Below are 11,114 nucleotides of genomic sequence, written 5' to 3'. Positions count from 1 at the left end.
CACGTTTATCTATTTGAAAATCTGCTCTATTCAGGTCGTTACCGTTTGTCGGGACGTTGGATCCAAGCGGTTTTTGGGTGCAACAAAATGTGTCGTTTTCGACATTATCCAAAGGGGCGCTGGAAAAGGGCCGGGCGGAATCGCCGAGGGTGATGGCTAAGCGATATTGAAATTCTCAAAGCGCAGGCCACCCTCCGCAGTTGCCTGTCTGCGAAGGTATTAATCAATAAGCGTGAGAGGGGGGGAAGGCTTTGTATAAGAAATCCCGTTGTACCGTTTCAGCTGTTCTTTCTATCCCTCAGCAGTTAATGCGCTAGCTATCGATCGCCGAAGTGATCGGACGATATCCAGCGCAGACTGATCGCTAACGCTGCCGGGGCACTGATCAAACATATGTGGCGCCCCAGGGTAGACATGCAGTTCGACGGCAACCCCGGCGCGGGACAGGCGCAGGGCAAATGCAACGTCCTCTTCCAGAAACAGATCCAGCGCCCCGACGGCCAGAAACGTCGGTGGCAAGTCACGCAGATCGTCTTGCAGGGCCGGCGAAAACCAGCCGATTGGCAGATCATCCAGCGCTTGGTCAGCGCGCAGGCACTCCCAACAGAACTGGTTGGCTTGCGCCGGCCAGCCAATCACGCCGGTCGTGCTGTTCTGCTGAGGCGAGGCCGCGCTGCCCGAACGGTGATCGAGCATCGGATAAACCAGCACCTGACTGGCGATGGAATACTCGCCGCGATCCCGCGCCACAATTGCCAGCGCTGCTGCCAGCCCGGCGCCGGCACTGTGGCCCATGACGATTACTTTGTCGGCGTCAATATTGAGCGTTTGCTGGTGGGCGAAAACCCAGCCAAGGGCCGTGTAGCAATCTTCCAGGGGAATAGGAAAGGGGTGCTCTGGCGCGAGACGATAATCGACGGCGACGATGATCGCCTTAAGTGCTTCGGCGAGGTCAGCCAGATAGTCATCGGCCATTTCGGGGCAACCGAGGACGAAACCTCCACCATGGATGTACAGGATCACCGCAAAATTACCGTCCGCTGCTGCGGCGGCGGGCCGGTAAAGACACAGGCGCAAATTCTCACCGTCGTGGGCCTTGGTCCATAGGTTTTCTCCGAGCGCTTGTTCTCGGGATTTGAATGTCGCGTGAACACGCTCCCTGATCGCGGGCAGCGTTTCCAACGTCCAGGCTTCTGCGCTGGGGGTTAAAAAGCTTTTGAAGTCGGGATCCAGCAGTTCATGTGCTTTCACGTTCTGCCTCCTGGTTGCGAATGAACGAGCGCCTCGGATGGAGGCGCCGCTCACGGTGGAGTTACAGCCAGGCTTTGATCTGCGCGCAAACGGCCGGCGTCGAAATGCCGTAGCGATCATGCAGCGTCGGCAGGGCGCCGGCGTCAAGGAACGCGTCGGGCAACGCGATCTGTCTGAAGGTGGGCGTCACGCCATTGCGCAACAACAACCCGGCAACCGCCTCACCCAAACCGCCGATGATCGAGCTGTTCTCGGCTGTGACCACCAGACGCCCGGATTTGCGCGCTTCGGCGAGAATGGTTTGTTCATCCAGCGGCTTGATAGTCGGCACGTGCAGCACGGCCACATCAATGCCGTCGGCCTGCAATTGCTTGGCCGCTTCCAGTGAGCGCATGGTCATCAGCCCGGTGGAGATGATCAGCACGTCGTTGCCCGTGCGCAGGGTCTTGGCCTTGCCGATCTCGAATTTATAACCGTACTCGTCCAGCACCAACGGCACATTGCCGCGCAGCAAACGCATATAGACCGGGCCTTGGTGAGCGGCGATGGCCGGCACGGCCTGTTCGATTTCCAGCGCATCGCAGGGGTCGACAATCATCAGATTGGGCATGGCGCGGAAAATAGCCAGATCATCGGTGGCCTGATGGCTCGGCCCGTAACCCGTGGTGAGGCCGGGCAGGCCGCAGACGATTTTGACGTTGAGGTTTTCCTCGGCGATGGCCATGCAGATGAAGTCGTAAGCACGCCGCGAGGCGAACACCGCGTAGGTGGTGGCAAACGGCACGAAACCCTCACGCGCCATGCCCGCCGCAGCGCTCATCAGCAACTGTTCGGCCATGCCCATCTGATAGAAACGCTCCGGATGCGCCTTGGCAAAAATGTGCAGGTCGGTGTACTTGGACAGGTCAGCTGACAGGCCGACGATGTCCGCGCGTTGCTCTGCCAGCGCCGCGAGCGCATGGCCGAACGGTGCCGAGCGGGTCGCCTGGCCCTCGGAGGCAATCGAGGCAATCATCGCCGAGGTGGTCAGGCGCTTTTTCACCGGCGCGCCAGTAGCAGTCGAAGGCGCAGTGTTGGCGGCGTTGCTCATTGGTCTTTTCCTTCTTCAAGGTTGCTCAGTGCCAGGTCCCATTCGTGCTCTTCGACGCGAATGAAGTGGGTCTTCTCCCGGTTCTCCAGAAACGGCACGCCTTTGCCCATTTTCGTGTCGCAGATGATCACGCGCGGTTGCCCGCCGGGGTGATTGCGCGCGGCATCGAATGCAGCGACCAGGGCGTCGAGGTCATTGCCGTCGACGCGCTGGGTGAACCAGCCAAAGGCTTGCCAGCGATCGACGATGGGTTCGAACGAGAGAATCTCGCTGGAATGGCCGTCGGCCTGTTGGTTGTTGACGTCGACGATGGCGATCAGATTGTCGAGCTGCCAGTGCGAAGCCGACATCACCGCTTCCCAGGTCGAGCCTTCATTGAGTTCGCCATCGGACAGCAGGTTGTAGACGAAAGATGAAGAGCCTTTGCGTTTGAGGCCCAGGCAGGCACCGACCGCGATACCCAGGCCCTGACCCAGCGAACCGCCGGTGATTTCCATCCCCGGGGTGTAGGCGGCCATGCCCGACATCGGCAGGCGGCTGTCATCCGAACCGTAGGTTTCCAGCTCGTCGAGCGGAATGATCTCGGCTTCGATCAGCGCTGCGTACAGCGCGATGGCGTAGTGGCCGATGGAGAGATAGAAGCGATCGCGTTGCTCCCATTCGGGATCTGTCGGGCGATGGTTCATCGCATGAAAGTAAGACACCGCCAGCAGGTCAGCCGCGCCGAGGGCCTGGCCTACATAGCCCTGGCCCTGAACCTGGCCCATGCGCAGTGCATGGCGGCGAATGTTGTGCGCGCGCTGGGTCAGGCTCAGCGATGCAGCGTGTGCAAGATTAGTCGTCATGATGAAACTCCGTTGACTCAACGATTGACCAAAGCGGCAGGAATACGCAGGACCAGGCTCGCGCCGAGGAACAGCACGCCGGTAATCAGGTACATGCCAATGGCACTGGAACCGGTCAGGGTGGTGATCCAGCCGATCAGATAAGGCGAGCAGAACCCGGCGAGGTTGGCGAAGCTGTTGACCGCGGCGATGCCGGCCGCCGCAGACACTCCGCCAAGCAGCGTGGTGGGCAGCATCCAGAACAACGAGGTGGCGGAGAGAATGCCGGAGGCGGCCAGGCACAGGCTGAGGATCGACAAGGTCGGATTGCCGCCCATCAGCGCTGCCAGGCTCAAGCCGATGGCACCGGCGATCATCGGCACGATCAGGTGCCAGCGGCGCTCGCGGTGTTTGTCGCCACTGCGGCCGACCAGGAGCATGGCGGCGATGGCGCACAGATAGGGCAGGCTGGTCAGGAAACCGATGTGCAGCGGGTCGGAAACCCCTGCGTTACGCACCAGTGTCGGCAGCCAGAAGGTGATCGCATATTGGCCCATGACCACACAGAAGTAGATCGCCGCCAGCAGCCACAAGCGCCGGTCGCGGATGAACTCGCCGATCGAGGCGTGGGTGACCTTTTGCTGGTCGTCTTCGGCCAGTTCGCGAGTGATCAGCGCTTTTTCCTCGTCATTGAGCCAGGTCGCCTGATGCACGCCGTCCTTCAGATAACTCAGCACCAGCAGGCCGACGACCACGGTGGGCACCGCCTCGAGAACGAACATCCACTGCCAGCCGGCCCAGCCGTGCACGCCGGCAAAGTGGTTCATGATCCAGCCGGACAGCGGGCCACCGACCATGCCTGACAGCGGAATGGCGATAAACCACAACACGGTCATGCGCGCCCGCCGATAGGACGGAAACCAGTAGGTCAGGTAGAGCAGCAGGCCCGGCGCCAGACCGGCTTCGGCAATCCCCAGCAGAAAGCGCAGCGCGTAGAACTGCCAGGCGGTTTCGACGAAGGCGAACAGCGCCGAGACGATGCCCCAGGTGATCATGATCCGTGCAATCCACACCCGTGCGCCGACCTTGTGCAGGATGATGTTGCTAGGCACTTCGCAAAGGAAATAGCCGATGAAAAACACCCCCGCGCCTAGTCCGTAGACCGTTTCGCTGAGAGCCAGATCGTTCATCATTTGCAGCTTGGCGAAACCGACGTTGACCCGGTCCAGATAGGCGCACAGGTAGCACAGCATCAGGAACGGCATCAGCCGCCAGGCCGTTTTGCGATAGGCAGAAGAACGCACGGTCGAAACCGCTTCGAGCGACAGGGTAGTCATGATGGTCTGATCTCTTGTTTTTATTGACCGCCAGGCCATCAGGCCCGGCTGCGTCATCGATCCAGAACCGCACGGGCCACGCAGGCCCGCCCAGAGTTACTCAGTGAATCAGCATGCCGCCGTTCACATCGAGGGTGATGCCGGTCAGATAGGCGGACAGGTCGCTGGCCAGAAACAGCGCGGCGTTGGCGACGTCCTGCGCTTGACCCAGGCGCCCCAGCGGAATGCCTTCGATGATGGCGTGGCGGCGTTCATCCTGCATCAGGCCGCCGGTGATGTCGGTGTGAATCAGGCCGGGAGCGATGGAGTTGACGCGGATGTTGTCCGGCCCCAATTCCCGCGCCATGGCCTTGCCCAGCCCCAGCACACCAGCCTTGGCCGCGCTGTAATGCGGGCCGCCGAAGATGCCGCCGCCGCGCTGGGCCGACACCGACGACATGCAGACGATGCTGCCGGAAGACTGTTGACGCATCAGCGGAATCACCGCCTGGGACATGAGCAAAGTGCCGCGCAGGCTGACGTCCAGCACCTTGTCGTAGTCCGAAGGGCGAATATCCAGAGTCTTCAGTGGCTGGGTGATGCCGGCGTTGTTGACGAGAATATCGATGCGCCCGAAGTGCTCGATGATGGCGGCGACGGCTTGCTGAACCTGCGCTTCGTCGGCCACGTTGGCCGCCAGGCCCAGATGACCTTCGCCCAGTGCTGCGGCGGCGTCACGTGCTGCGGAGGCATCCAGATCGAGGATGACCACGCGAGCGCCGTGTTGCGCAAATGTGCTGGCGGTAGCGCGGCCAATGCCACGGGCAGATGCGGCACCGGTAATGATTGCGACTTTGCCTTGAAGAAGCATGGAGGATTCCCTCGAATTGTTTTTATTGGGTCGGTGTGTAAGTAACCGATGACTCAGCTTGTCCTCCGGGGCGAGCGTGAGCAATAACGTGGAAGTCACTCAATGCTGAAAAAAATTCAGCACTCGTCAGGCCGTTTCGCAAATGCTTGAATGAAACCGGTCCGTACATCACAAGAAATCACCACGGAGTCCCCATGCGCTCTGACACTGAGGCATCGATCATCCTGCCACCGCTGAAAGCAATTCAGGCCTTCGAACAAACCGCGCGCTTCGGCAACGTCGCCAGAGCGGCGGAAGTGCTGGACCTGACACCCTCGGCAGTCAGCCATCAACTGGCGAAACTCGAAGGGATGATCGGCCGGCAATTATTCGTTCGCGCTGCTCGGGGCGTCTCGCTGACGCCGGTCGGCGAGCAGTACCTCAAGGAAGTCTCCGGGATTCTGCACAGCCTCGCCGTTGCCACCGAGCGTGCGGCCAGCGATGTCAGCCTCGATTGCCTGCGCTTGCACTCATCGCCAAGCTTCGGCCTGCTCTGGCTGATGCCGCGTCTGGAAGCGTTTCGCGCCAGTCACCCGGACATACAGATCAATCTTTCGTGCTCCTATGAATCGCTGCACTTCAGTCGCGACAAGATCGACGTCGATATCCGTCACGGCCTGCCGAACTGGCCCAGTTATGAGGTGCGCACGGTCAGGAACGAGACGTTCGCGGTGCTGACCTCACCGAAACTGCTCGCGCAACGCCCGGTACGCGGCGCGGCGGATCTGCTGGAGTGTGATCTGATTCTGTCGGAAGCCACCCTGCTCAAATGGGCGCAATGGTTTGCCCAGCATGGTCTGGCGCGTCCGGAGCGGCCGTACGCGCTGAGCTTCGATCGTTCCTACATGTCGCTGGAAGCGGCGAGTCATGGCTTGGGTTTCGCGCTGGAAAGCACATTGCTGGCGCAGAAGTATCTGGCCGCGGGCACGCTGGTTGAAGTCGCGCCTGAATCTCTGAGTGCTGCGGTGGCTGCGCACCATCTGGTATTCCCCAAAGCGCATTCGAGCTTTCCACGGGTCAGGCGTTTTCTGGCGTGGATGGAGAGCGAGTTGGGGCACGAGTTCGCGTATTGAGTGGGGATCAATTCTTTCAAACTCTCTGAACCGCTCAAGGTCAATCCTTTAACGGTCACGTCATTCACATCAGAGGTGAAGGAATGGATAACTACCACATCAACAAAAACCAGCAGCGCTGGGAACTGGTCAAAGAGGGCGCGCAGCGTGCTTCGAAAACGGCTGCAACCAAAGCCGAGATCACCCAAATTGCCAGCGACTACCTCCAAGACAAAACCGCCTCGCTGAAAATCCATAAAGAAGACGGGACGATTCAGGAAGAACGCACCTTTCCGCGCGCAGCCGACCCGCGAAAAACCAAAGGCTGAGCAGGCTGTTCTTTTCTGTGTTCATCGTTTCTTCAGAAGGGTCTGATTTATGGTCATTGCATGTCTGGGATGGGGCTCACTGATCTGGAAACCGGACGGCTTGCCGCTGGCCAGCGAGTGGTTTGCCGACGGGCCGCAGGTACCGATCGACTTCGTTCGCGTCAGTGACAATGGCGAGTTGACTACAGCCATAAGCGCGAACGCGCCGCCGTGCAAAGTGCTGTGGTCGGTCCTCGACGTGACCGATCTCGATCAGGCCCGCGAACTGCTGCGTATTCGAGAAGGCGTGCCGGAGGGCAGGGAGGATGGCATCGGCAGTTTCACCGTCGGTACCTCGCCGATGGGCATGCTCGCCGAATGGGCAATTCCTCGGCAACTGGATGCAGTGATCTGGACGGCGCTGCCCGGCAGATTCAAGAACATCGAAGGCCTGGTGCCGAATGTCGACGACGCAGTTTCTTATCTGGCCGGGTTGAGCGGCGCGGCGCACGAACAAGCGCGCGACTATATCGAACAGGTGCCGGCGCAGATCGACACGCCGTATCGCCGTGAAATCATTGCCAGGCTTGGGTGGAAATGATGAGCACCCGCAGCCAGGCGCAGATTGCCGCTATCTTCGATCAGCTGTTGGCACTGCGAGAAAGTGTGGACATTCTCCAGCACGTGGAGAGCGCTAGCGTCGAGTCGCTGCGTGGCCATCAGACCGTGGACGCTCCCGAGTCGCTGGATCTGGTGTTTCAAAAGCTGCATGAAGACATCGCCAGCATGGAGGAAACTTTGGCGACGATTGCCGAGGCGACCGGGGACGTGCCGAAGTTGTGAGGGTGCCGCGCGGCTGGCATGCAGAGATGATTTGCTTGGTCTGGCGCCTTCGCGAGCAGGCTCGCTCCCACATTGGACTTGTGAATCGATTGCTTTCCGGGGTCTGACGCAAAAACCTGTGGGAGCGAGCCTGCTCGCGAAAGCGCTGGATCAGGCACTTACCCTGTTGGATGTGCCGACGCTATCGCGAGCAGGCCCGCTCCTACAACGGTGCTGGATCCACGCGCAACGCATCCACCACCAGAGAAAACGCCGGCGATGGTTGGCGGCGGCTGGGGTAGTAGAGGTGGAAGCCACCGAACGGTTCGCACCAGTCTTCCAGCACTCTGACCAAACGCCCTTCGGCCAGATGCGCACCGAACTCGTCTTCAGGCAGGTAGGCAATCCCTAACCCGTTCACAGCGGCGTCGGCGATGTGCACGGTGGAGTTGAACACCAGTTGGCCGTCGACCCGCACTTTCAGCTTTTTGCCCTGCCGCTCGAATTCCCAGGCATCGACACCGTCGTAGGTCGGGAAGCGAATGTCGATGCAGCGGTGCGCCGCCAGCTCGCGCGGATGTTGCGGGGCGGGGTGCCGGGCAAAGTAGTCGGGCGAGGCGACGACGGCCATGCGCAGCGGCGGGCCGATCGGTACGGCGATCATGTCTTGGGCGACGGTATCGCTGAAACGCACGCCGGCATCGAAGCGGTCGGCAACGATGTCGCGGAAACCGTAGTTGATATCGAACTCGACCTTGATGTCCGGGTATTGCAGCAATAGTGGCGTCAGCTTGGGCAGCAGAGTGGTCTTGATGATGTTGTCGCCGCAGGTGATGCGCACCGTACCGGCAGGCTTGTCGCGCAACTCGGTCAGCGCGTCCAGCTCGGCTTCGATCTCATCGAAACGATGCCCCACGGTGTGCAGCAAGCGTTCGCCGGCCGCGGTCAGTGACACGCTGCGTGTGGTGCGGGTCAGCAGGCGAATTTTCAGGCGCGCTTCCAGCGCCGAGACTACCTGGCTCACCGCCGACTGCGTCACGCCAAGTTGCACCGCCGCGCGGGTGAAGCTGCCGCTGCGGGCAACGGTGACGAAGGCGAGCAGGTCATTGAAGTTGGGTTTGGCCATGGCGCAATGCTCAGGTTTATTGATTAGCAGCGTTTATAACCGCATTAAGCACTCATTAGCTAATCAAAGCCTCACGCCTGCGCAACAATACCTTCATCCCGGCCTCGCCTGGTTTCTCGATCAAGGACACCCCATGAAACGACTGTTCATACTGCTCGGGTTTCTCCTGAGTTCATTTACTGCATTCGGAGCTGACATGTCCCACGGTGCCGACAATTTCTTCAAAAGCGACAAGGTGACCGCGCAGAAGGTCAGCTTCAAAAATCAATATCAACTCACCGTGGTCGGCAACCTGTTTGTCCCCAAAGGACTCGACCCGGCAGCCCGCAGCGCGGCGATTATCGTTGGCCATCCGATAGGCGCGGTAAAGGAGCAGAGCGCCAATCTGTATGCGCAGAAACTGGCGGAGCAGGGCTTTGTCACCCTGTCGCTGGATCTGTCGTTCTGGGGCGAAAGCGAGGGCGCGCCGCGCAACGCGGTGTTGCCGGACATGTATGCCGAAGACTTCAGCGCGGCCGTCGATTACCTCGGCACACGGCCATTCATCGACCGCGAGCGCATCGGCGTGTTGGGCATCTGCGGCAGCGGCAGCTTCGTGATCAGCGCGGCGAAAATCGACCCACGCATGAAAGCCATCGCCACCGTCAGCATGTATGACATGGGCGCGGCCAACCGTGATGGCCTCAAGCATTCGCAAAGCCTTGCGCAGCGCAAGCAGATCATTGCGCAAGCGGCCGAGCAGCGTTACGCCGAGTTTACTGGCGGCAAGGTCGAATACACCGGCGGCACCGTGCTGGAACTGAAGGCCGACACCCACCCGATCCAGCGTGAATTCTTCGATTTCTACCGCACCCCGCGCGGCGAATTCACCCCGGCCAGCTCGACGCCGCAACAGACCACGCGTCCGACGCTGAGCAGCAACACCAAGTTCATGAACTTCTATCCGTTCGTCGATATCGAGAGCATCTCGCCGCGCCCGATGTTGTTTATTGCCGGCGCCGACGCGCACTCCCGTGAGTTCAGCGAAGAGGCGTTCCGGTTGGCGGGGCAGCCGAAAGAACTGGTGATCGTGCCGAATGCCGGCCATGTCGATCTGTACGACCGGGTCGAGCTGATTCCTTTTGCCAAGCTGACGCAGTTCTTCAAGAGCAACCTGAAGTAACTTTCAACGCGACGGAGCAAAGCGATGCGGTTTTTTGCCAACGGCTGGAAGGGATTCGTACTGATGGCATGGCTGCCCGTTGCTCTGTCTGCTGCTAACCCGGAGGAGACCACGATGTGGATGACCGTCGGAGAACAGCGTTTTGCCATTGCTCTGGAGGACAACCCGAGTACGCGGCAATTGCTCACGCGATTGCCGCTGAGCCTGGACATGACCGACCTGCACGGCAATGAAAAATACGCCACCGTGCAGCCGCCATTGCCCACCCAGCCCTACCGGCCGGACACGATCCACAACGGCGATTTCCTTTTGTATGGCGACGATACGTTGGTGGTCTTCTACAAAACCTTCGATTCGTCCTACCGCTATTCGCGTCTTGGTCGCATCGACCGCCCGCAGGACTTGGCTGAAGTCTTGGGGCGTGGCGATGTGCGGGTGACGTTCACGCTGGATGAGTGAGGAAATTCATTGATGAAGCTGAAAACCCTGCATCAGCCGCGCCTTCTGCGCATCGTGGCCCTCGGCTGCGCGGTCCTCGCCAGTGCAGCCTGCGTGAATCCCCTCTGCGCCAATCCTTCCCGATCACCGGAGAAACCGATCATGAAAGAACAGCCTCTGACGCCTGAACAACTGGCGATCGCCCCGATTGCCGCCAACGCTGCAATCGGCGACATGCCGCGTTTGCACGACGCACTCAATCGTGGTCTCGATGCCGGGCTGAGCATCAGCGAGACCAAGGAAATTCTGGTGCAGCTGTACGCCTACGCCGGCTTCCCGCGCAGCCTCAACGCCTTGTCCTTGCTGATGAAGGTTCTGCAGGAACGCGCCGCGCGGGGCATCGAAGACGTGCCGGGACGCGAGCCGGGTCCGGTTCCGTCAGGATATGCGCTCACTGAACTGGGCACCGACAATCAGACTCGTCTGGTCGGTGCGCCAGTGTCCGGCCCACTGTTCGAATTCGCCCCGGCGATCGATCAGTTTCTGAAAGTGCACTTGTTCGGCGACATCTTCGCCCGCGACAACCTGGCATGGACGGATCGGGAACTGGCAACTGTTGGTGCGCTGGCAGCGATGGCTGGGGTGGAATCACAGCTGGAGTCGCATTTGAAGATCAGTCTGAATGTGGGATTGACGGTTGAGCAGTTGCGGCGAGTGGCGCAGGAGTTGGAGTCGCGTGGGGATTTTCAGGCTGCTGAGCGGGTGGGCGCGGGGCTGGACAAAATCCAGCGGTGAGGGCGGCTCGGATTCATTGC

13 protein-coding genes are annotated in these 11,114 nt (G+C 60.4%); 7 read left to right on the top strand and 6 right to left on the bottom strand.

The window, feature by feature from the left end:
• Window positions 1-291: 291 nt before the first annotated feature.
• The 5 genes from AAEZ10_RS19745 to AAEZ10_RS19725 all read right to left on the bottom strand — a co-directional run bounded on the left by AAEZ10_RS19745 (window position 292) and on the right by AAEZ10_RS19725 (window position 5,352).
• Window positions 292-1,251, bottom strand: a complete 960-nt coding sequence (locus AAEZ10_RS19745; protein WP_350570718.1) for an alpha/beta hydrolase — start codon at window positions 1,249-1,251, stop codon at window positions 292-294.
• Between the two features lie 61 nt (window positions 1,252-1,312).
• Complete coding sequence (locus AAEZ10_RS19740; protein ID WP_123442686.1) at window positions 1,313-2,341, bottom strand: transketolase family protein; 1,029 nt, start codon at window positions 2,339-2,341, stop codon at window positions 1,313-1,315.
• Window positions 2,338-3,186, bottom strand: a complete 849-nt coding sequence (locus tag AAEZ10_RS19735; RefSeq protein WP_073474917.1) for a transketolase — start codon at window positions 3,184-3,186, stop codon at window positions 2,338-2,340. Before AAEZ10_RS19735 ends, AAEZ10_RS19740 begins: the two co-directional genes overlap by 4 nt.
• Before the next feature lie 17 nt (window positions 3,187-3,203).
• Complete coding sequence (locus tag AAEZ10_RS19730; protein ID WP_073474915.1) at window positions 3,204-4,502, bottom strand: MFS transporter; 1,299 nt, start codon at window positions 4,500-4,502, stop codon at window positions 3,204-3,206.
• A 100-nt stretch (window positions 4,503-4,602) separates the two neighbouring features.
• Window positions 4,603-5,352 carry an SDR family NAD(P)-dependent oxidoreductase gene (locus AAEZ10_RS19725; RefSeq protein WP_024012667.1) on the bottom strand — a complete coding sequence of 250 codons (750 nt, stop codon included), beginning with the start codon at window positions 5,350-5,352 and terminating at the stop codon, window positions 4,603-4,605.
• A gap of 194 nt (window positions 5,353-5,546) precedes the next feature.
• On the opposite strand from AAEZ10_RS19725, the gene AAEZ10_RS19720 reads away from it, so the two are divergent.
• The 4 genes from AAEZ10_RS19720 (at window position 5,547) to AAEZ10_RS19705 (ending at window position 7,594) form a co-directional block, all read left to right on the top strand.
• The gene (locus AAEZ10_RS19720) at window positions 5,547-6,464 is read left to right on the top strand and encodes a LysR substrate-binding domain-containing protein (RefSeq protein WP_350570596.1); all 918 of its coding nucleotides are present in this window, start codon (window positions 5,547-5,549) and stop codon (window positions 6,462-6,464) included.
• An 83-nt stretch (window positions 6,465-6,547) separates the two neighbouring features.
• A complete protein-coding gene (locus tag AAEZ10_RS19715) occupies window positions 6,548-6,772 on the top strand; it encodes a DUF2188 domain-containing protein (RefSeq protein WP_016774410.1) in 225 nt (74 codons plus the stop codon).
• 49 nt (window positions 6,773-6,821) lie between these two features.
• On the top strand, window positions 6,822-7,352 hold the full coding sequence (locus AAEZ10_RS19710; RefSeq protein ID WP_130929457.1) for a hypothetical protein: 531 nt from the start codon (window positions 6,822-6,824) through the stop codon (window positions 7,350-7,352).
• Entirely contained in the window at window positions 7,352-7,594 is a 243-nt protein-coding gene (locus AAEZ10_RS19705; protein WP_122610325.1) for a hypothetical protein, read from the top strand. The genes AAEZ10_RS19710 and AAEZ10_RS19705 overlap by 1 nt, the downstream gene beginning before the upstream one ends.
• A gap of 202 nt (window positions 7,595-7,796) precedes the next feature.
• Here AAEZ10_RS19705 and AAEZ10_RS19700 read toward each other — a convergent pair whose 3' ends face one another.
• Window positions 7,797-8,699, bottom strand: coding sequence for a LysR family transcriptional regulator (locus AAEZ10_RS19700; RefSeq protein WP_206420472.1), 903 nt, complete (start codon window positions 8,697-8,699; stop codon window positions 7,797-7,799).
• 133 nt (window positions 8,700-8,832) lie between these two features.
• On the opposite strand from AAEZ10_RS19700, the gene AAEZ10_RS19695 reads away from it, so the two are divergent.
• From AAEZ10_RS19695 to AAEZ10_RS19685, 3 genes are all read left to right on the top strand, one after another.
• The gene (locus AAEZ10_RS19695) at window positions 8,833-9,861 is read left to right on the top strand and encodes an alpha/beta hydrolase (RefSeq protein WP_339100022.1); all 1,029 of its coding nucleotides are present in this window, start codon (window positions 8,833-8,835) and stop codon (window positions 9,859-9,861) included.
• A 114-nt stretch (window positions 9,862-9,975) separates the two neighbouring features.
• Window positions 9,976-10,320, top strand: a complete 345-nt coding sequence (locus AAEZ10_RS19690; RefSeq protein WP_243242935.1) for a cyclophilin-like fold protein — start codon at window positions 9,976-9,978, stop codon at window positions 10,318-10,320.
• Window positions 10,321-10,332: 12 nt separating this feature from the next.
• A complete protein-coding gene (locus AAEZ10_RS19685; RefSeq protein WP_243242936.1) occupies window positions 10,333-11,094 on the top strand; it encodes a carboxymuconolactone decarboxylase family protein in 762 nt (253 codons plus the stop codon).
• Window positions 11,095-11,114 lie beyond the last annotated feature (20 nt).

It is taken from the genome of Pseudomonas sp. H26/SER47-MNA-CIBAN-0231 (assembly GCF_040310465.1).
GTDB classification, from domain to species: Bacteria; Pseudomonadota; Gammaproteobacteria; order Pseudomonadales; family Pseudomonadaceae; genus Aquipseudomonas; species Aquipseudomonas atacamensis.
Note: the sequence above shows the minus strand (reverse complement) of the source record. Positions and strands in the feature narration are given on the sequence as shown.